Origin of the sequence: Bremerella alba (assembly GCF_013618625.1) — a bacterium.
GTDB lineage: Bacteria > Planctomycetota > Planctomycetia > Pirellulales > Pirellulaceae > Bremerella > Bremerella alba.
The window spans coordinates 173,304-194,764 of sequence record NZ_JABRWO010000001.1; the positions used below are offsets into that span (position 1 = coordinate 173,304).

The 21,461-nt window shown below is 53.5% G+C and carries 17 protein-coding genes; 7 read left to right on the forward strand and 10 right to left on the reverse strand.

Annotated features, from left to right (window positions below):
* Nucleotides 1-100 precede the first annotated feature (100 nt).
* Both HOV93_RS00635 and HOV93_RS00640 read left to right on the forward strand, forming a co-directional pair.
* Nucleotides 101-424, forward strand: a complete 324-nt coding sequence (locus tag HOV93_RS00635) for an ArsR/SmtB family transcription factor (RefSeq protein WP_207394512.1) — start codon at nucleotides 101-103, stop codon at nucleotides 422-424.
* A gap of 74 nt (nucleotides 425-498) precedes the next feature.
* Nucleotides 499-1,035 carry a rhodanese-like domain-containing protein gene (locus HOV93_RS00640; RefSeq protein WP_207395010.1) on the forward strand — a complete coding sequence of 179 codons (537 nt, stop codon included), beginning with the start codon at nucleotides 499-501 and terminating at the stop codon, nucleotides 1,033-1,035.
* Nucleotides 1,036-1,129: 94 nt separating this feature from the next.
* Here HOV93_RS00640 and HOV93_RS00645 read toward each other — a convergent pair whose 3' ends face one another.
* Nucleotides 1,130-2,374 carry a PQQ-binding-like beta-propeller repeat protein gene (locus HOV93_RS00645; protein WP_207394513.1) on the reverse strand — a complete coding sequence of 415 codons (1,245 nt, stop codon included), beginning with the start codon at nucleotides 2,372-2,374 and terminating at the stop codon, nucleotides 1,130-1,132.
* A gap of 130 nt (nucleotides 2,375-2,504) precedes the next feature.
* Between HOV93_RS00645 and HOV93_RS00650 the strand changes: the two genes are divergently transcribed.
* The gene (locus tag HOV93_RS00650; protein ID WP_207394514.1) at nucleotides 2,505-3,749 is read left to right on the forward strand and encodes an FAD-dependent monooxygenase; all 1,245 of its coding nucleotides are present in this window, start codon (nucleotides 2,505-2,507) and stop codon (nucleotides 3,747-3,749) included.
* A 7-nt stretch (nucleotides 3,750-3,756) separates the two neighbouring features.
* Here the strand turns inward: HOV93_RS00650 and HOV93_RS00655 are convergent, their stop codons facing one another.
* Entirely contained in the window at nucleotides 3,757-5,421 is a 1,665-nt protein-coding gene (locus HOV93_RS00655; protein ID WP_207394515.1) for a tetratricopeptide repeat protein, read from the reverse strand.
* Nucleotides 5,422-5,923: 502 nt separating this feature from the next.
* Between HOV93_RS00655 and HOV93_RS00660 the strand changes: the two genes are divergently transcribed.
* From HOV93_RS00660 to HOV93_RS00675, 4 genes are all read left to right on the forward strand, one after another.
* Nucleotides 5,924-8,176 carry a glutamine synthetase III gene (locus tag HOV93_RS00660; protein ID WP_315853318.1) on the forward strand — a complete coding sequence of 751 codons (2,253 nt, stop codon included), beginning with the start codon at nucleotides 5,924-5,926 and terminating at the stop codon, nucleotides 8,174-8,176.
* A 244-nt stretch (nucleotides 8,177-8,420) separates the two neighbouring features.
* Nucleotides 8,421-10,346 (forward strand): M48 family metallopeptidase, encoded by a 1,926-nt coding sequence (locus HOV93_RS00665; RefSeq protein WP_207394516.1) that lies wholly within the window; start codon nucleotides 8,421-8,423, stop codon nucleotides 10,344-10,346.
* A gap of 33 nt (nucleotides 10,347-10,379) precedes the next feature.
* A complete protein-coding gene (locus tag HOV93_RS00670; RefSeq protein WP_207394517.1) occupies nucleotides 10,380-12,302 on the forward strand; it encodes a M48 family metalloprotease in 1,923 nt (640 codons plus the stop codon).
* Between the two features lie 81 nt (nucleotides 12,303-12,383).
* Nucleotides 12,384-14,297 carry a M48 family metallopeptidase gene (locus HOV93_RS00675; protein ID WP_207394518.1) on the forward strand — a complete coding sequence of 638 codons (1,914 nt, stop codon included), beginning with the start codon at nucleotides 12,384-12,386 and terminating at the stop codon, nucleotides 14,295-14,297.
* An 81-nt stretch (nucleotides 14,298-14,378) separates the two neighbouring features.
* Here the strand turns inward: HOV93_RS00675 and HOV93_RS00680 are convergent, their stop codons facing one another.
* The 8 genes from HOV93_RS00680 to folE2 form a co-directional block, all read right to left on the reverse strand.
* Complete coding sequence (locus HOV93_RS00680; RefSeq protein ID WP_207394519.1) at nucleotides 14,379-14,621, reverse strand: hypothetical protein; 243 nt, start codon at nucleotides 14,619-14,621, stop codon at nucleotides 14,379-14,381.
* A gap of 164 nt (nucleotides 14,622-14,785) precedes the next feature.
* Nucleotides 14,786-15,805, reverse strand: coding sequence for a DUF1559 domain-containing protein (locus HOV93_RS00685; RefSeq protein WP_315853319.1), 1,020 nt, complete (start codon nucleotides 15,803-15,805; stop codon nucleotides 14,786-14,788).
* A 593-nt stretch (nucleotides 15,806-16,398) separates the two neighbouring features.
* Complete coding sequence (locus tag HOV93_RS00690; protein WP_207394521.1) at nucleotides 16,399-16,812, reverse strand: hypothetical protein; 414 nt, start codon at nucleotides 16,810-16,812, stop codon at nucleotides 16,399-16,401.
* Between the two features lie 130 nt (nucleotides 16,813-16,942).
* Complete coding sequence (locus HOV93_RS00695; RefSeq protein WP_207394522.1) at nucleotides 16,943-17,683, reverse strand: SDR family oxidoreductase; 741 nt, start codon at nucleotides 17,681-17,683, stop codon at nucleotides 16,943-16,945.
* A gap of 95 nt (nucleotides 17,684-17,778) precedes the next feature.
* On the reverse strand, nucleotides 17,779-18,420 hold the full coding sequence (locus HOV93_RS00700; protein ID WP_207394523.1) for a DUF4272 domain-containing protein: 642 nt from the start codon (nucleotides 18,418-18,420) through the stop codon (nucleotides 17,779-17,781).
* Between the two features lie 60 nt (nucleotides 18,421-18,480).
* Nucleotides 18,481-19,119, reverse strand: coding sequence for a LysE family translocator (locus HOV93_RS00705; protein WP_207394524.1), 639 nt, complete (start codon nucleotides 19,117-19,119; stop codon nucleotides 18,481-18,483).
* An 827-nt stretch (nucleotides 19,120-19,946) separates the two neighbouring features.
* Nucleotides 19,947-20,294, reverse strand: coding sequence for a nucleotide pyrophosphohydrolase (locus HOV93_RS00710; RefSeq protein WP_315853320.1), 348 nt, complete (start codon nucleotides 20,292-20,294; stop codon nucleotides 19,947-19,949).
* A gap of 104 nt (nucleotides 20,295-20,398) precedes the next feature.
* Entirely contained in the window at nucleotides 20,399-21,409 is a 1,011-nt protein-coding gene (gene folE2 / locus HOV93_RS00715) for a GTP cyclohydrolase FolE2 (protein WP_235989651.1), read from the reverse strand.
* Between the last annotated feature and the right edge of the window lie 52 nt (nucleotides 21,410-21,461).

Genomic DNA, 21,461 nt, shown 5'->3' on the forward strand with positions numbered 1-21,461 from the left:
CTTATTAGTCCAGAACCAGCTGATAACCTCGGATTTCGCCATGCCTTAATACATTGACATATCGCGACCTGACGATATATTTAAAGCAGGAGTTTCCGATATGCCCAAGAAAACAACCAGTAAGCCACCCTTGAAAATGGATGCCCTTGGCCAAGCGGCCGAGTGCTTGAAAGCGCTCGCGCATCCGGTACGTCTCAGGATGGTCCAGTTGCTACTTCATGGCCGGTACACCGTTGGAGAAATCGCGGATGACTGCGGCATTGCTGAAAACCTCGCATCCGAGCATCTTCGTTTAATGCAGCGATGTGGTTTCTTTACAAGCGAACGCGATGGCCGACGTGTTTATTACGCGGTCGCGGAACCTCACCTGGAGGACATTATGGCCTGCATTGAAAGTCGATTTTTGACGGAGGCCGGCAAATAGCCTGCCTTTTTTTACCACTATACATCGTCATATCACGATATTACCAACAACACAAAGAGGGTGGAGTGATGAGCATTAATACGATTTCTCCTCAAGCGTTAAACAAACTCCGTGAATCAGGCCAATGCGACCTGATCGACGTGCGCACACCGGCTGAATACCAGGAGGTGCACGCAAGCGATGCCGTCAATAGCCCGCTTGATCGCCTTGCTCCTAAGCAGGTGATGGACGCTCGAAATGGCTCTACGGATCAGCCCCTATATGTGATCTGCAAGTCAGGCAATCGCGCCGGCAAGGCTTGCGAAAAGTTCGTCGCCGCCGGGTACGAGAACGTCGTCAACGTCGAAGGTGGAACCGACGCCTGGGCCTCGGCAGGGCTCCCGGTTGTGCGAGGCAAAAAGACAATCTCCTTAGAACGCCAAGTGCGGATCGCGGCAGGCTCCCTTGTCCTCTTGGGGGCACTGCTTGCCATTTTCGTCCACCCCTATTTCGCCGGGCTCTCAGCATTTGTTGGTGCAGGACTGATGTTCGCAGGCATCACCGATACCTGCGGCATGGGCATGCTGCTGGCCAAGATGCCCTGGAACCAAGCGCCAAGCTGCTCGAAATAGATACGACCTAGCGGCAGCGGACTAAAGAGCATTGCGAGCAATTCCACTCATTGCTCGCACGTGATATTTCGCTGCCACCCTTCAGGGCTGCTCGTTACTTGACGTCGTAGCACCAAAGGGTGCCATGCTGACGCAGATAGAGTTTCCCATCGGCCAGCGTGGGATAGGCCCACTCTTTGCCGGTGCCTTCCGGTTGGTCTGGCAAACTGAACTCGCTAACAACTTCCATCTTGTCCGGGGATGCAGCGACCATCATGGCCTTGCCATCTTCGGTGTGCAGATACAAGCGTCCATCGGCATATAGGATGGAAGCTGCCGCACTGATTCGCTCCTGCCACATTATCTCGCCGGTGATAAAATCAACACACACGAGCGTCGAGTTGCTGCAGCCGTAGAGGTAACCATCCACTTTAACCGATCCGCCAATCGCATTAGGCAATTTCGGATTGAAGTATAACTCTTCCGGCAAGACTTCTAGCTGTTGAGCAACGAGACGAACGGCACCTCCGCCGGTACGTGCTCCACCGCTATAGACGATATCGCCGTCGACCACGGGTGTGGGCATGTTGGCAATGCCTTTGGTTCGGGTGTAAGACCACAGGAATGTCCCATCTTCGGCTTTGACTCCAGCGAGTCCGTTCGCCATGAACGCGACATACTGTTGCTTGTCAGCGGCCGTCACCTTCTGAACCGAGGCATAGGCGGCCGCACCCATCTCGGGTGTTTTCGCTTCCCACACGGTTTCACCCGTCGATTTATTCACGGCTACGATGCCTGCATCTTTACCACCAGGCGTCACGATGACCTTATCCCCATCAACCAGGGGCGACTCAGAATAAGCCCACGTACCGGGTTGGCCATCGTATTCCTGACGAACATTCTTTTGCCAAACGACTTCTCCACTTCTCGACTTCAAACCAACCAGGTCACCATCCGAGCCGAGTACATACACCATATCGCCATCAAATGTCGGCGTGCTGCGTGCGGCGGGGTAGCTCGGCTTTTGATCGGGATTACCGACTTTACCGATCCGGGTCGCCCACAGCACCTGACCGTTGGTCGCGTCTAATGCTTTTACCAATTCGTTATCTAAACCTTCGTTGGCAACCAGAAAGATCATGCCATCCGCAACCGACACCGCACCGTACCCATCTCCCAATTGGTTCACTTGCCAAACAAGGGGTGGACCGTCTTTGGACCACTTGGCCTTCAACTGAGTTTCACTGGAAACACCATCGCGGTTTGGACCTCGCCACTGCGGCCAGTCTTCTGCAGGAAGACTGATGCAGAAAGTCGCCAATAAGGTAATACAAAGAATTATTCGAAACGAAGCAAACATCGGATACTTTCCCGGGTTAAGGCTTGACTAGGATTGTCCAACAACGATCATTCTAACGGTCTCCACTTGTAAATCTCAAACTTTACCACGGCCCCCTTAGTTGCAGCCGAGCGTCTGGCAACCTAGGGTGATGATTAATTGTTTTCGCCGCTACGTCGAAACCTACCTTTCCCACAACGTTTGCATGACGCACTCACCCCCATTAATCATAGGCGCCGGTCCGGTCGGCATGGCGGCCGCTTCGTTCTTGTCGCGTTACGATATCATTCCGCGAATAGTAGACAAACGCGCCGAGCCATCGAAATTCTCGAAGGCACTTGCCATCAATCCACGCACGCTGGAGTTGTTCGAGGCCTCTGGAATTACGGATAAGCTCTTGGCGTTGGGTCGCAAGATCCATGGAGCCACCATTCACCGCAATGGCCGCATCGTCGCGGAAGTCGATTTCGAGGAACTTGAGCATCGGTTTCCTTTTATGCTGGCCCTTTCGCAATCAGCAACCGAGCGTGTCCTGCGGGAAGATCTAGCCGAGCGCGGGATCGAGATCGAGCGTCAAATCGAACTGGTTGAATCTCCCAATCTGGCCGAGGGCAAGGCCGAACTGGTCCATGTCGAAACACAGGCCAACGAGTCGGTAACGGCTCCCTGGATTCTAGCGACCGACGGAGCACACAGTGTGGCCCGCAAGTCTGTCCATGTTCCTTTTCCGGGCGATACCTATGATCGCGCGTGGATCCTCGATGACATCCCGCTGGCAACGGACTTCGCTCCGGACCGAGCCCATATCAAGCTGCAAGACGATGGCTTTCTATTCTTAATGCCGGTCTATACCGGAGAAGAGAAGCCTGGCGAACCGACCGTTTGGCGCGTCATTGGAAACTACCCCGAGCCGCTCGCTCAGTTAACCGAATCCAATCCGATTGGCGAGTCGCAGTGGAATTCTTCTTTTCATATTGCCCACCGGTTGGTGGAATCGATGAACGTCGGCAAAGTCTACTTCGCCGGCGACGCGGCTCATCTTCACTCGCCGGTTGGAGCGCGCGGGATGAATCTGGGCATTGAAGATGTTTGGGTATTCGCCGAACTTGCAAAGCGAGACGAGCTCTCCCTTTACCATCAACAGCGCTGGCCGGTGGATAACGCGATCGTTCAGCGCATTCGCACGATTACCGGCTTCGTAAAGGCCGAGTCGTTTATCAAACGCACGCTTCGAAACTTGCTGGCCCCCAGAATGCTGCACTGGAAAAGCGTCCGGGAAACAATGCTCAAGACGGTTAGCGGCCTGGATCATCCGGTTCCGCTTCTCAATACAAAACCGGAAGAACCACCCGCCGAAGAAGGACGACGATCGCGACGGCGGGAACGAAACCAATAGGAAAACCCTATTCTGCTGGCAAGCACATGCATGCCGAACTCATCTTCACATCGGCGTCTTGCCAGGCTATATCAAACTCGGCTTGAACCTTTGCAGACTCGTCCAACTTGCCTTGCATGCGCAGGCTGCGTGCCAGGTCGTACAATGCCCAGCCATTATGCGGATGGACTTGCAAGTCGCTCCGCAGGACTGCCTCTGCGTCTTGGTATCGCTTGGCATCCATCAGGGTAGCAGCCAAAGCATGGCGAACCGGCTGGATCCAATCTGGCGGTTCCGTGTAACGCAGCAAGTCTTCCAATTCGACTGCTTTCTCCAAGCTTGCAACCGCCTCGTCCGTTTTACCTTCGCGATAGAGGATTTCACCTTCAAGCATGTTGTCCGCAATATCCAGCACGACCGCTGCCGGGTTCTGAGCGAAGAAGGCCTCTTCTGGAATCGCAGCTTTCAGCTTACGGAAAGTCGATTGCTCTGCTCGCGCTTGGATAGGCTGATTCTTCGCGGCGTAGGCGACTCCTCGAGCGAAATGCCGCATTGTCCGACAGATGGGAAAGTGCTCCTCTGGTTCTGGTTCCTCCAGAATCGCGTCCCAACGACCGAAGCGAATATGCATTTCGTAGGGCATGCTATGCATTCCATCGACAAACGGAGCGTTTGCCTCCACCCAGCGATCTGGCATTTCACTTAGCATAAGGTTGATTTGCTCGGTGGCAACTTGCTCTTGCCCGATCATCATCGCGGCGAAAGCCAACATATGGCGGTTGTGTGCCATATAAATTCGGAAAAAATCCTGCTCCGGAGACTGCCGTTTATAGGCGGTGTCGGCGGCAATGGCCTTTTCATTCGCTACGATCGCTTTGCGCCAAGCTCCTAAACGAACATCAATATGACTGGGCATGTGAACCATATGCCCTAACCCAGGCTGCAGATTGCGGAGGCGGTCTGCTTCGTCCGCTGCTTTCGCAACTTCACCTGAGGCCTCTAGCGTGTGGACATACAGGTGCAGTGCCAGTGGGTGGTCAGGCGACTTCTTGAGAACTGTTTCCAGCGTCTCCATTACCTCTCGAGTATCCGGATTTGCGGCTCCTGCTTTTTGCCAAAGGTCCCATGGCCAGAGATCCATCAAGCTTTCTGCAAAGAGGGCCCCGACGTCCGGCTCGTCGGGATACTTCTCCCACAGCGTACGCATCGCAGCGGCATAGGCTTGATCGAGCGGCTTACGATCTTCCGGCGGCGGCTGGGAATATCGCTGCCCCAGTGCCGCGATCAACTCCTGCTCCAAAGGCGACCCGTTACCCGCCAATTCTTTGGCCTTCTGCAGGGCCTCCCAGGCCAGTGGTGCATGTTTCTCGTCGAGCAGTGGGTAATTAATGTTCGGGCCGTTGGCCAGCGAGATGGCCCACCAAGGAGCGGGGCAATTGGGATCGAGCCTGGCCGATTCGTGGAAACTGCGGATCGCCTCGTCGTGATTGAAGCCGTACATGAACGCCAACCCTTGATCGAAATAGGCCTGGGCCTGAGGATTGGCACTCGAAATCTCCCAATGATGTTCCCCCAAACCAGGGAACAAAGGGACTTCAGAATCTGGCTGGGCAGCCTGGGCGCAGATGCAGGCAGTTAAGAAAAATGCGACGGCCAATCCCCAGACAATAGACGGCAAACAGGAAACTTTCATCGATTTGATCCCCCGAGATGTTACTGCCCCTTTGGTCATTTGTCAGATTTGCCCACTTCACAGTTGCAGGCAGGCGCTTTAAGTTTAGCGAGAGTGGCCGCTGTTTAAGAGATTAACGCGGCGGAAATGTTCAGTCTGTAAACAGAACTTTGCCGAGTTGTAGGTTACCGGCTTGAGAAAGGTGGGCAAAAATTGGTCTCCCTCGCAAGTGCTACCGGCACCCTATTTGCAAAGTTTAAAAAACAGGCCTCGGCAAGTCTTTTTTGCTACATTTCTATGCAGGTCACGCTACTTTTGCGCGCAGACGGCACCCCTATTGGGGTCATTTCCTAGGAATTATACCTCTTCTGACGACGCGGCACGGTAATTGCTATCTGTCCGCACCATGCTTTCGCAGGGATCGCGAAGCGAAAGATCGTAATGGAATTTTAATAACGAAAAGCGTGAAGCGGATCCCTGAGGGGGCTCGCCGTTCGCGCTAGGCTTAGGAGGTCACACACTAGTGAGTACGGTATCGAAGGGTAAGGCGGGTTCCAACGGAACAACTACCACAGGCAACGGTAACGGGTACGCTGGCGGAACGCCGCGAATGGCAGCGATCGCGGCGGTAACCAACTACAAGCCCTCCGCCCCAGCCATGAACTTCTTAGAGACGCCAACGCAAGAGCTGTTCGGTTCAAACGTCTTTAGCAAATCGGTCATGAAGGACCGTCTTCCCAAGCCAATCTTCAAAACGCTGATGAAGACGATCGAAACGGGCGAAAAGCTCGATACGACCGTCGCCGACTACGTTGCTTCCGCAATGAAGGATTGGGCCATTGAAAAGGGTGCGACGCACTATGCCCACGTCTTCTACCCACTGACCGGCAGCACGGCTGAGAAACACGATAGCTTCCTGAGCCCCGACGGAACCGGCAGTGCGATTGCTGAATTCAGCGGATCGCAACTGATCCAGGGCGAACCGGACGGTTCTAGCTTCCCAACCGGCGGCATCCGCCAGACGTTTGAAGCTCGTGGTTACACTGCCTGGGACGTCACCAGCAATGCTTACATCATGGAAAACCCCAACGGGACCACGCTGTGCATTCCGACGGCGTTTGTTTCATGGACCGGCGAGGCCCTCGATAAGAAGACTCCTGTTCTTCGCTCGATGCAGGCCTTGAACAAGCAGGCTCAACGTATCCTAACGCTCTTCGGTAAAACCGATGGTGCGATGGTCAGCAGCACGGCTGGTCCAGAACAGGAATACTTCCTGGTTGATCGCAACTTCTTCTTCGCACGTCCCGACTTGCTTAACGCTGGTCGCACCTTGTTCGGTGCTGCACCTCCTAAGGGTCAAGAGTTCGACGATCACTACTTCGGTGCGATTCCAGATCGTGTCCTGGCATTCATGCTCGAAAGCGAACGTGAGCTGTTCAAGCTAGGTATTCCGGTCAAGACTCGTCACAACGAAGTCGCTCCGGGGCAATACGAGATCGCTCCGATGTACGAGTTCGCCAATATCGCGACAGACCATCAGCAGTTGATCATGATCACGCTGCGTAAGGTCGCCGAGAAGTACGGCATGACTTGCTTGACGCATGAAAAGCCATTTGCCGGCGTTAACGGTAGTGGTAAGCACGTCAACTGGTCGATGGGTAGTGCCACCCAAGGCAACCTCATGGATCCAGGCGAAACGCCTCACGAAAACGCTCAGTTCCTAGTCTTCTGCGCTGCGGTAATTCGTGCTGTGCATAAGTTCCAAGGTCTCTTGCGTGCTGTGGTTGCTTCCGCTTCCAACGATCACCGTTTGGGTGCCAACGAAGCTCCTCCGGCTATCATCTCGATCTTCCTGGGCGACCAGCTGACGGACGTCTTCGAACAGATCAAGGGTGGTGGTGCCAGCAGTTCCATTCCTCGTGGCACGTTGGAAATCGGTGCTGACGTTCTTCCGCCACTTCCGAAGGATGCTGGCGACCGTAACCGTACGAGCCCGTTTGCCTTTACTGGCAATCGTTTCGAGTTCCGTGCTGTCGGCTCTAACCAGTCGATCGCTGGTCCACTGGTCGCAATGAACACCATCGTTGCCGACTCGCTGGACTACTGTGCGACTAAGCTGGAAGAAGCCACCGGCGGTGACTCGTCGAAGCTGAATGCGGCACTCACCAAGCTCATGTCCGAAATCATGAACGAGCACGGCAGCATCATCTTCAACGGCGATGGCTACTCGGATGAATGGCATCAAGAAGCGGAAAAACGTGGCCTTCTGAATCTGAAGACTACCGCAGACGCTCTACCGTCGCTTGAGCAGGACGAAGTCAAGGAACTGTTCTCTAAGTACAACGTTCTCTCCGAACGCGAGCTGGAAAGCCGCATGGAGACGTACCTGGAACAGTACTGCTTGAGCGTCAAGGTCGAAACCAATCTCACCATCGAGATGGCCCGCACCATGATTTTCCCGGCTGCGGTTCGCTACCAAAACGAACTCGCATCGACTTGTGCGAACCTTCAAGCAATCGGCTACGAGTTCGATAAGGACACGCTCGACGTCGTCACAAGCTTAGTCAAATCGCTGCAGGACAGCATCGCGACCTTGGAAGCTGCCGCCGAAAAGGCAGAAACCAACGATTGCCCGAAAGCACATGCGAAAGCATATTGCTTCGAAGTCCTTCCAGCAATGAACGACGTTCGCAAGTACGCCGACATGTTGGAAGGCTACGTTGCCGACGACCTGTGGCCGCTGCCAACCTATCAAGAGATGCTCTTCATTCGCTAAGCGGCTGAAATAGCATTTGCTAAGTCAAACTTTCTCTTGAAAGCGAGCCAAGACTTCATATCTTGGCTCGCTTTTTTTCTTGCGCATCGCCACCTCTTGCCGGAAATACGCAAGATTCTTGCGCCTGACAGAATTGGCCATACACTCCCAATAGGGGCCCACTTCACCCCAACGCTCCGGTGGAAGCATCGATCCACTACTCCTAATCCGTGATTAGCCGCACGACTTGTCAGGACAAACCGCCATGTCGAATCCCTACACGGGCCTTGGCTTCTTAGGCACTTTTGTTTACCCCGCGCTGAGCCTTTTCTTGATTCCGGTCTTGGCTCTGCTGATCGGTAGTCATTCTCAGGACCGGTTCGAACAGAATCTAATCTCGAATTTTGAGTATAGAATCCAGAAGACGAGCGGTCTCAACCAACACCAGAAGAATCGCTTCATCACTCAAGTACACCAGGCATCGATATGGTCGCTGGTAAACCGTCAGGAAAAGGACTTGTATCGCTGGGCGGAACTCGTTGGCCCTTTCACCATGCCAACCTACGTGATGTATCGGTGCATCTACTGGATTAGCTGGACGTCTATTGCCCTAGGGCTGGGAACCCTGCTCATCGCTGGGCGTGGTACCGTCCTGTCACAGAGCTCGCGTCTAGCACAGTATTACTCACTGCTCGCAACGTGGCACATGACCGGGATCGTCGGGGTCGTTGAATTGACGTTACAGAGCCTGTTGCTGATGGGGCTGGTGACGGCTGAAGTGTGTCACCACAGCGGATATGCAGGCGCCAAGATCCTGGTGTTTATTCTGGGGGCTGGCCTGACAGGACTAGGCATGGCCATCGCCGCCATGTTCAAACACATTGACAATCGGATTGAAGTTTCCGGCATTCCAATCGACCGCTGTCACTCGCCACGGTTCTGGGAAGCACTCGATCGGCTGTGCGGCAAAATGGGAACAGCCGCACCGGATCAGGTCATTGCCGGCATTGACGATGGATTCTGGGTAACTCAATTTCCGATTACGATTCAAGAAGATGAAGTCATGCGACGGACATACCGCGGTCGCACGCTTTATGTCAGCCTTCCTCTGCTTAAGAAGCTTCCTCGACGAGAGGCCGACGGCATCCTTTGTCACGAGATGGCACACTTTAGTGGCAACGACACCTTTTATTCGCTCAAGATCGCACCGATGCTTGAACGACACGAGGCCTATGTACAGAGCCTCGGCCAGTCTTGGATTACTCTGCCTGTTTTTCACTTCGCGTCCTTGCTGCTCGTCATCAATCATCTCTCGTTCAGCAGCATGAAGCGTCAACGAGAGTATCGTGCTGATCGTCTCGCGGCGGAACACACTTCGGCAGATGATTTCGCATTCGGTCTACTTCGGGCGGTTGCGTTCAGCGTCTATCGTCAACAATGCGAATCGGATGTCATCACGGCCGACACAGCCTACGAGCAAGTCGGCATCGCCAGGTCCCTGGATGAAGGGTTTCGCCCATTCACCGAGACATACTTTGATGAGCATCCCATCGACGAATTGACGACGCTCCACCCCATCGACAAACACCCCCCGATACATGCTCGACTCGAGGCGATTGGGTATTCAGCAAGCCGAGAGACGCTTCGCCAGGCATTCGCAGACGATTCGATTGGCCCCTGGTACGAGCGGATCAACGATGCAGAAACACTGGAAACTTCGCTATGGAGCGAATTCGAAGAAGCCTTCCGCGAGTTTCACGAAAGGCTTCTCGTTCATCAATATCTGCCCTCCAACGAGCACGAACGCAGGCTGGTCGAAAAGAGTTTTCCGCCGAGAGAAATTCCCGTGTCGTACGGTAGGGTCCTCCGACTCGATTACGAAAAGATTGGATTTCAGGATTGGAATCACGACGTTTACTACCACGAAATCGAAGCACTCAATGTAGTACGCAATGACAAAGTCTGGATCGAAGTCATCTATCAACGCGCAGGGATTCACCTGAACGCCAAAATCCCCCTGAGCGGCATGGCGTACGAGGAAGCACTGGTGCGAGAAATGTTGGAGAATTATTCCAACCGAAGCGACTTCGCCCATGCTTATCAAAAAGAGAGACAGGCAGCCTTGGCCGCCAAATCGGAAGAAACCAATACGGGGCAAGAACTGGCGTTCACCCTGGATTCAAAGTGCTAGGCAACCTCCTTCGAGTCAACACGAAAGCAGCCCATGGCCCGTCCTCGTCCGTACGACCAACTGGGATTCGCAGCCAAACATGTCTACCCGGTTCTACTGCTCTGCCTACTGCCGGTAATCAGCCTGACCATCTTTTACGCGGTGCAGTGGAGGATGAACCAAAGCGTCGGCCAGTTGCTGACGCAGCGGATTGCACAAGACGAGACGATTCAGCCTCAACATCGAGCTGCACTACTAGAACTCGTTCACGCGGCACCTCTTTCGACGATCCTCGCTAATACGGATCCCCAGTGGCGACCGATCCAGACACGCATTCATCCAGAGACCCAACAATGCTTTCTATCTCTTCGCTGGGGAATGTATATGAGCGGGGCGTGTATCGCGCTCGTATTCGGGGCGATGGGGATCATTCAACTCGTCGCTCTTTACGCCCAAAGATCGCCGCAGGCATACCTGTTCGGCTTAAACTTTGGTGGCCTGTTCATACGTCTTTTCTTTCTGGCGGAATTCGTCCTGCAAGTAGTGCTGATCATTTGGCTAACCTTTCTGTTTTGTATGTTCTTTATAGAGAAGGCCGCCAACATTCACGGCAAAGCGATCGTCCTAATCGTGCTAGTCATGACCCTAGGGACAGCTGCAGCTGCGATGTTTCTCGCAGAATTATTCAAGAATGAACGGCAATCGAAATCGATCGTCGGCAAAGAGACCACGCCAGAAGAGTCCCCCGGCCTATGGCACCTGGTAACAATACTGAGCAGTCGAATGCAAGTTCCGGTACCAGATCATCTTGTGGTTGGAGTAACCGGATCCATTTCCGCTACTCATGCCCCGCTCCTTCTCCGCTCGTCCTGCGACAACGAGCCCCAAAACATCAAAGGCCGAACAATCTACGTGAACCTTGCCGTGCTGAGATATCTTTCGTCGGAACAACTGACGGCGGCGGTGGCTCATGAACTGGCCCACTTTCGAAGTGATCATACCCGCCATAAACTTCAAATCGCCGAACAGACCCGCCAATTCCAGAACTTCCGAGACAGCCTCTACCAACGCGAATACTTTCGGCCTATTTACTGCTTTTCCAGCATGCTATGGACCGGTTTGCAACCTGCATTTGCCAAACACTCTCAAGTCTTGGAGCTTGGCGCGGCCAAAGCATCTGGTGAATTCACTTCGCCCGACATTGCTGCTGAAGCAATTGTTCGTGCAGACATCTATTACGATTTACATGTCCAAATAGAGAACTCGTACTACACTCTGGACACTCCCTTAGAACGCATCGAATTTCGTAATACGATTGACCGCCTCTATCCGCGTTCCGCCCAGTGGTATTTGCTGGAATACGACGAGACGCTGGAAGATCATACGCATCCTTACCCCTCCCTTTCCCGTCGACTGGCGGCATTAGACCGAACCACGGAGGACAGTTCGCTCTGCCGTGCCATGTGTCACCCCCTTGAGGACACTGCGTTTCGATTGGTAGACAATGCGGCTGACATTGAGCGGGCACTATGGCAAACGCGTGAAATCGAATTCCTGGAAGCCCATCGCCAAGCCCTCGTGTTCCGCTATCTCCCGGAAACAGCCCAGCAGTGGAAGCTGGTGGAAGCTTACTTCCCGGCGGGCGAACTTATTCTTCGCGATGAAAACACGTTAAGTTACGATTGCGAAAAGATGATGTTTTCTCAGTGGGAGCAGCCACTTTACTTTCACGAGCTATACGACATGTTCCTTGACCGAACTCCCAGTAATCCTACGATGACCTTCTACTTCCGGAGAAACGGCAAGAAGAAGTCAACTGTTCTACCGATCAGTCAAATTCTCGAGCATCAAGACAGCTTGAAGCACATGATTTCCAATTACTCCGACCGCTTAGAGGCAGCCGTCGAATACCAAAAATCGAAGCCTCTCCAAGGCACCTCCGCGATGCAGATGGCAGAACAAAGCTTGTTTTCCTGATCGACTTGCCTCGCGCTGAGCATTCTTTCATACTGCACGCTGGTCGATTGCCCCACTCTTCCTTTTCAACTGGCTCGTCTCATGCAACAAGACGTCTCTAGCCTTGGCTTCGTCAAAACATACGTCTACCCAGCACTCGCGCTATTTCTGATTCCTGTGGCGTGCCTGATTTTTTATGGATACGTCCAGTCCACCTCCGATCAAGAGTTCCTCGACTTGGCGATCGCCGATATCAAAGGCGACGCCCAACTGACACCTGATGAGAAGGCGCAGAGCATTGAAGGGGCTAAGAGCATGCCTCTGTCTTGGTTGCTGGTAAGCAATGATCCGGACGTGGTTGCCTGGCGCGACGGGCTACCGGCTGACTACCTCTACCAACAACTGTCGATTATTTGGGCGATTCGCATTTCCTGGTTCTGTATTCTGGCCGGCATAGGGGCTTTCATGCTGACCGGGTTCACGGTCATCCTTTCGCTTAGATCACAGTCAATGCAGTACTACAGCTTGCTGATCGGCTGGCACACACTACGGACCTTCTGCACGCTGGAAGTCATTGCCCAGGCCCTGCTGGTCTTTTCACTTTCCTTCTGGATTCCGGCCTTTTTCTTCAACATCTACATTCTCAAGCTGCTCTTTATCATCGGCATTTTTGGCCTTTGCGCTGTGGGTGCCGTGATTGCTGCGATCTTCAAAAAGGTGGACGAAGACTTCATCATCGAAGGAGAAAGCATTACGCGTGAGATGGCTCCCGCTTTGTGGGAAGACCTAGAGCGTTTGAGCCAATCGATGAACACGGCCCCGCCCGACCAGGTGATTGCCGGGATCGACGACAACTTCTTCGTCACACAGACGCCTGTTCAAGTGAAAGGGCATGAAGATGAAGAGCCACGAACCATTACCGGTCGAACGCTATTTGTCAGCCTTTCGTTGCTTAAAAAGCTGCCGCATCAGGAAGCGGACGCCGTGCTGCTGCACGAACTAGCCCACTTCAGCGGAAACGACACGCTGTATACGCAGAAGATTGCCCCGCTTTTAGCGCGCTATGGACATTTCCTGCAAGGGCTCTATGAAGGTGGAATCTCACTTCCCGTCTTCTATTTTGCTGTCATGTTCCGAGCCCTGTACGAACTCTCACTCGGCAAACTGAGCCGCCAACGCGAGTTCCGCGCCGATCGCCTCGCATCGGAAAAGACTTCTCCCGAGTCGATGGCCCATGCGCTGCTTCGCATCACGGCGTATTCGCACTACCGAAACGAACTGGAACAAGAATTCTTCGACGCCGAGCAAGTGCACGACGAAGTCAACTTGGCCCATCGAATCGACGGCGGCTTCCAAAGTTTCGCCACGACTTTCGTCGATAATCGCGATGTGGGAGGACTAGCGACCGCCCACCCCTTCGACTCTCACCCTCCGCTGGAACAACGCCTGGAAGCGCTGGGATTCCGATCGTCTCCCGATGTCATGCGTAACGCCCTGATCGACGATTCCCACGGCCCCTGGTTCGACAAAGTCGACGGGGCCGAGTCGCTTGAACGTGCCCAATGGGACCACTACGAGGAGCGTTTCCGCCAATTCCACGAAGAGGTACTCGCCTATCGCTATATTCCATCCAACGAGACCGAGCAGGAACTGGTCGTGAAATTCTTCCCTCCGGTCGAGCGAACCGCCGCCAAAGACCGCGCTGTTCAAGTCGATTTCGAGAAGATCGTCTACGAGGATTGGGACCAGCCCCTCTACTACCGCGAGATCGAAGGAATCACGCTAGAAACAGAATGGGGGACACGTCTCGAAATCGTTGTGAAACGTGACGGCAAAAATAAAACGTTCAAGCTGCCGGTCAGCAAGAAGCAAAACGAGCAACAGGAACTGATCGGCACAATCGAGCAGTACTATGGCCGCGCTGCCACAGCCATCGCCTACCAGGAAAGCTTGAGACAAGCCGACAATCCTCTGCCAGACGAACCCCTAAGTAACGAGACCTTTTCGATAGAATAATCCTCGGATGTTGCCCGTGGAATGACCGACGGACTTGCTCGTGCCGATCTTCTCTCCATCATGCTTCCTCCCATTCGAAACTTATTGCAGCCAGGGCTCACGCATATCCCAAGGCTCACCAGTGGCCAAGTCACGACGATTTTCGACCGGATAGATGGCTCGCTCGGCCATTTCAGGATCGTAGGTTGTCCACGTTTCACGACACTGGTGCGTAACCACTTTGCGTAGCAGGTCTGCGTCGAACCAACGAGACACGTAGACTCGCTTGCCCCAGTCACGTCGCGGAATCTGATTCGATGAATGTAGCAATCGCCAGGCGATCATCACAGTGTCTCGTAAACGACTAGAGCACCTGCCTACTCTTCCCCCTTACACTGAAATTCTTCGCGACCATCTCGCTTAAATCAATTGATGAGGCGCATAAAAAAAGCGAGGAGGCCCGTGGCATCCTCGCTATGTTGATTATTCGGCAAATGATCTAGTGATCATTAATATTCAGGAATGACCTGACCATCTTGACGGTTAGCCAAGCTGACGAGCACTTGACCGGCAACCGTTTCCGAGATGAACTGGCACGAACCATCGCCCATCACAGTAAGTACACCGCCCGGGTGAGGCGAGCTCAGCGGAATCGAACAGGCACCAGCCTGGAAGCCGTTGGTCGGCTGCGAACCGCTGGTCTGAACTGGCGAGTTAATGCCGCCAGTGTAAGGCGAAGTATTGCCCAGCAGGTTGATCGTAGTCACGTTCTGAGCAGCGGTCGAGCTACCATTGGTAGTGGTAATCCCTAAACCATTCCAAGCACCGCCTTCAACACCACCACTGCCGTAGCTCGTACGGACCGTAGCATTCTGCTTCACGCGGGCAGCATCGTAAAAATAGTTGCTGCATTCGCTGATCATCATGGTGTTGCTCGTACCATCGGTCATGGCCGACATGTTAATCGCATTCGAGCCATCACCACTGGCAACGACAATACCATTGTATTGCTGAGCATTGCTGTTGATGTTTTCCAGGACACTAGTTGCTGGATTCCACTTCTGTTTCGTTCCGGAAATACCAACGTAGCCGGTGAGTTGAATATCGCTATCCACTTCAGGCAGCGGGCTCGAAGGGCAGTACAAGCCATCAACACGTAAGTTCAGCAGGACATCCCCAGTGGCAATATTGTCAGCGATGAACGTCCCATCGTTGAAACCACTGAAGTCGAGTTGATCGAAGGCCGCACCCTGCTCAACGAACGGAAGCAAGCGAACAAAGAACGAAGGAGCCGATCCAGCGGTACCAATCCGAGCAGCGTTGAACGGCATCTTCAAGAAAGTGTCGTGGTAGTTGTGCATTGCCAAGCCGAGTTGCTTCAGCTGGTTGTTGCACTGAATTCGACGAGCGGCTTCACGAGCCTGCTGAACTGCCGGCAAAAGCAGGGCAATCAGCACGCCAATAATGGCGATCACAACAAGCAGTTCCACCAGGGTAAACCCCCGGCGGGCATTCCAAGAATGAGTCACGTACTTCTCCTTCTCTGTTCCCAGAGACATGCAAGAAAATAGAACTGAGATGCGGTACTGAGCTCTCGCGAAACCTATTACGAGAACCGGTCTTCCGACCCCCAAGGTGGAAACCTTCGGGCCTCTATTGGCCGGACTACCCAGCGAAATGCAGAGAGATTGACGAGGAACCTTACTGCGTGATAAGCGCTGCGTGATTCTTTATACTTCAGTTTCTTATCTTAACGAGTGGCAATCACTCAACTATAAAAAACTAATTTTCCTGACACTCCTGCCGTCTCCTTAATGGAGAACATGCCCTCGTAAAGATGATCCATGGAGATCGCTACGATGCTTGTGATTTGTTGCGGCAACATTCTTTCTGTTCTTCGATTTTTTTTTCTAACGCATGCGCGGGTGGATTTTGATACAACCTTCACGGCTCTCCACTATCCCTAGATATAAAGAACTTAACGCAAACGAATACCCCATTGACATATCTGCGCATCATCGACGCAGGGCCCTCACTCAAGCCAACACTTGTCGAAACAAATGTCGGAACGAGTATTCAATCGTCTATTGGGTTTGTGGCCAATCCCCCACCCTTCAATCCTTTACGATCTTGGCGGATCGCCATCCATGAATCGAGCCCGTTGAGCGCACAATGAGGTCACTCTTTCATAAGGGGTACTCATAATGCTGCCACCCAACCAAGAGACCACCCGAAGGTACTGCATCGCGGTTTCTGGAGCTCCTTTAAACATGGGGACGTATGCCTTCTGCAATATCCAGTACCCCACGAAAACGATGGCCGCCGCCGGAAGCACACGCACAAAAAAGGGAGTGGCGACAATCGTCGTTGTGCTCAGCGATAACAGAAAGATAGGGACCAAAAGGTACATCACAGCCCCACCAAAAAGATCTCGCAGCTCGGCCTCCACTTGAGGCAAGCTCATCGTATCGACCGGGCGTCGATACGGCTCGTCCGACTCTGGAACATCTGGCAAAGGCTCTTGTTCTTCAATCATTCGCGATCCGTGCAGTTGTGGGGTTAGATCCCTCTATCCTAATGGCCAATCGCATGAAAGAAAAAGACGTCCCGCCGAACTTCGGCGAGGCGATAGATCCAGCAGCTTGTTCATCTGTCATTAGCTGAACCTAAGCGGTACCACCGTTGACCGGAATGACCTGGCCGGTGATCCATCCACTTTCATCACTGGCTAGGAAAACGATGACCGGCCCCATGTCGTCCGGCTTCCCAAGTCGTCCCAAGGCAGCCAGGTTTCGCATGCGGTCGATCTTTTCCTGCTCGTTGTTGCCTAGAAACATCTCCGTTTCCGTTGGCCCTGGCGAAACGATATTCGAGGTAATCCCGCGGGGCCCTAATTCTTTGGCCAAGCTTCGCGAAAGCTGCTCGATCGCGCCTTTCGATGCACAGTAAGGGCCATAGGTCGGCAGAAACATGAGTGCCGCAGACGATGAGATGGAAATGACCTTTCCCCCATCCACCAGACGCCGGGATGCTTCTCGCATGCCATGGAAGACGCCTGTGACGTTAACCTGCATCACCCGGGCAAACTCTTCGTCGGTCGTTTCCTGGATTGTCTTGTAATGCACGACGCCTGCGTTGTTCACCAGGATATCGACTTTGCCGAACTTCTCTTCGGCAGCATCAAACAGCTTCGTCACGTCTGCAGACTTAGAAACATCCGCTTGAACGGCCATGGCCTTGCCGCCAGCCGCTTCAATTCTGGAGACCACTTCGGCTGCCGCATCTTCGCTACTGGCATAGTTCACGACGACCCTGGCTCCGGCCGCTGCCAGGGACTCGCAGAGGTTCGCTCCGATCCCACGCGATCCACCGGTGACGATTGCCGTTTTGTTTTCTAACTTGCGCATTGCCAAGGTTTCCTTGCTTCGAGTCTTGGGGGGGCGTGATCTTGAAGGGTGGTCGCCTTCAACTTGCTCTCCAGAGATCACTTCTTCGTCGATAACTAATCGATGTCCATAGGCACAGCGTCCCATGGCTCGTCACAGAAAAGCCACTCCATCGCGTGTCTCCGGTTGATGATGATATACGGAAGCAATCGCATTGGCTTCTTGGGCAACTCGAGTTGGTTTTCGGTTTCGTGCGTAATGGCCCAGTGAAGACAATACGCCAGGTCGAGTTTCGAGGCGATTTCTTCCAGCGATCGCATGTGGCATTTACTGCGAAACGCTTCACTCGATGCCGAAGCTTTCAAATTGGGAAACAATCTCACCATATCGTTCGTGCACGTTTGATCGAACTCTAAGGAGTTCTGAATTTGCCCGACCCAGGTCATCGCCCAAATGGTCTCGACATGGGGCTGAAATTTCTCGACGGGACTTTCATCCTTGTTCCTCAAATAGAGCGATTCCTCAGGCGTGACCTTCTCGAGCAGTCCTTCTTGAGCCAGCCACGTCCATCCCAACTGCTTTGGAAATCCATAGGAACATGCCACGCAGGTATACAAGCAAAGCATCCGGTCGAGCAGCTGCTCAGGCGTTCGACGTAGGGCAATATCACCCAGCAGCGGCAACTCGGGGTTGATCGGATAGCCCAGTTTTTTTGCTTTGGATAGGCTTTGCTTGCGGATTGTCTCAGGTTCCATCATTCGTTCCATCTTTGGGAATTGAGAAAGCAATGGGCGTAAATCATTCGCCGATAGTCTGGCCTACGACTTCTGCCCAGTAAAGATCAAGTGCAGGCCAAGCCCCACAAACAGCCCCCCGGTCACGCGATCGACCCACTGGCCAGTCGATGGACGATCTCGCAGCCAGCCGCCTACCATGCCGCTATAGTACCCCAGAAGTGAATAGCTGAGCGTTACCCACAACCAGAACACGACCCCAAGCACCAGCAATTGAGACCATGCCGGCCGGCCCACGTCAATGAATTGAGGTAGAAACGCCAGAAAGAAAAGACCCACTTTTGGATTCAGGGCGTTGCACAAAAAGCCACGCAAACAAGCCTCGCCGAAGCTTTGTCGCGGGACCTGTGCATCCCATGAAACTCCCTCCCCTTTCCCTTGCGTGAGCAGGGCGCGGGTGCCTAAGTAAATCAAATACGAGGCCCCGGCGTACACAATAAACCGAAATGCCCACGGCGAAGTCGCCACCACTGCCGAGATCCCAGCCACGGCCAGAAGCGTATGGAAGAGCGTCCCTAGACCGACGCCAATTGCAAACCCCATACCTGCTCGTCGCCCGCGACCGACGCCGTAACTCAGGATCCCCAACATATCAGGACCCGGCGTCATGCTGATCGCCAGCATGGCCAGCAGAAAGTAAGGCAGCGATTCGAAAGGAGGCATCGGGCAAATCCCTTTATTGAATTCTCTGATGGCATTCCGTGTGAAACGTTTAGCAGTTCCAATGACTCTATTCTAGAAGACATCGCTAGTTGCCATCAGAGTAGATTGCGGACGCCAATCGCTAGACAAACGCCTAGAAGTTTGTGCAGCGAAGAAAACAAGCAGCGCCAAAAAAGAGCAAGTGGCTTCCTTGCCACTTGACCCGGGTATATGGGCAGCAATGTGGCAGCGAGATGGCTTCTGCTTCTATGATTACGAAAAACGGGTGCCGGGTCGACTTATTGGTAGTCATCCCGACACCCGAATATAAGAAATCGACCACGGCGTGGGTCGTTACTTGCAAGTTCGCATAGCTTCAAATCCGGATTGCGTTAGGCTGTACGCACCTTTGAACGATTCGGGGACCAAGAATTCCCGTTTGACCAGCCTAGTGAGTGATTTACTGTGAGTCACGAGCATTGGTCCGGTGAAGCAGAGCATTCGGCCTGGATCCATCAAGTACTGGCGGAACGTTCTGAGGACTTTCTTTTCGCCTTCGGTCAGCATGGGAAGCTCCTATGAGTAGGAATCGAAGAGCTCAGCCTCCTGCTATTAAATTGGCGACTTTGTCCATAAAGTCGAGGTTGCTGCTCGCACGCAATGCACGACTTAGCGGGCGACTGCGAGCAGGAGAAAGAGAACGCCCGATTCCCAAGTCAGCTTCGTGCCCCTGGTAAGAAAGCGCCATTTTATCCACAGCAACTTGTATCGTACCATTTTTCACAGGCCAATGCCAGCCCCCTGCAAGGACTATCTAGCCAACGAGCGACCAGAACTCAGGCAGGAAATCACTTGAGTTTCTCGTTTTCCTGGTGTCTTGTTGCGTCGCGTTTGGTCTTTTTTTCCAGGTTACGACGAAGTGCTTCGGTTAGGTCGACACCTGTTTGATTGGCCAAGCAAATCACCACAAACAGCACGTCGGCAAGTTCATCGGAGAGTTCGCCTTGCTCGTCCGACGGTTTGAAGCTTTGCTCGCCATAGGTTCTCGAAAGAATGCGGGCCACCTCGCCGACTTCTTCCATCAACTGGGCTAAGTTAGTGAGCTCCGAGAAGTACCGCACGCCAATCGTCTGAATCCATTGATCGACGTCGTCCTGAGCCTGGCGAAGGGTAAGAGGATGTTCCGTCTGTGTCACTGGGCAGTTCATTTCGCAAAGGTTTCGAGAGCGTATTCCCGGCGGTGCTCGCTATCGATGTCCCTAGCGAGAGCTTGGAATGTCTCTGGCCATTAATGGGTCGCCTAGGGAACCATCCCCCCGGAGATGCCTTTGACAACAATGGCAACTGCGTCGTGCGGGTGAAGACTCTCGAAGTGACTCGCTTGAATCCGGTAATCGACTACGCCTGGCATCGGGTCGATGGCCGACTTCATCCGGCGTGCGGCATCTTCGCAGAACATGAGGTTCTCGCCATTGAGACGGGCAAACTCTTGCTCGTCAGCTCGCTTCACTGCGGCCTGAACAGCCGTATTCAATACGCCTTCAATGCGTTGAATTATTTCATCGACGGGTAGGTCGTTGCGTGTTTCGTCCAAGTCGACGGTGATATCGGCATGGCTTCGCTGGCTATGAGGAACTGCGATCAACGTATTGTTCGAGCCCAGCCAACTGAGCACGGTCGACGCGCTAAGCCAGTTGTGTCCATAGAACTGTTCTTCAAACTGCTGCTGCAGCAGTTGTCGCGACAAAGCGGCCGAGCAGGGACAAGCACTCGAGTAGGTCAGACGCACATGAACGCGATACTTTACGGTGCCTCCCTGCTTCAATGCCTCGACTTGAACGGGATAGCTTCGCCAGGCGGTGTTGTCGGAAAGGAGCGAGGCCCGCTGAATCATGTGCTCGAAGGAAAACTGAAGATAAGCCGACTGGCTCATCTCATTGTGCGTTTCCAGGAAACGGCCCAGAATGCGTTCGATTTGCTTTTGGGAAAACTCTGCATGGAGTTCGTTTTGCAGGCTCAAGTAGAGCCGCGACATATGGATGCCCTTGGTCGCCGGGTCGTCGAGACTCACATAGGCATCCACCTTGGCTGGTGTCCGCATCAGGACGTCATCTTCCCCGCGAACCAGGATGGCAACCTCGATCCCAGACATCCCTACGCGATCGATCGGCGATTGAAACTGCGGAGCGGTATCGTTCGCGACATCAGGTAGTAATCTCGGAGAAGTGTTCATAGCTAGTGGTCGAGTCGCTTCCGGTGCCAGTGGGGTGGCCGAAGTCGATTGCGAGGAGATAGGCGAGTCGGTAGACATCAACATTTCCTTGGCGGAGTAGTTTCGTGTGCGGTCAGAGTCTTCCAGGTTT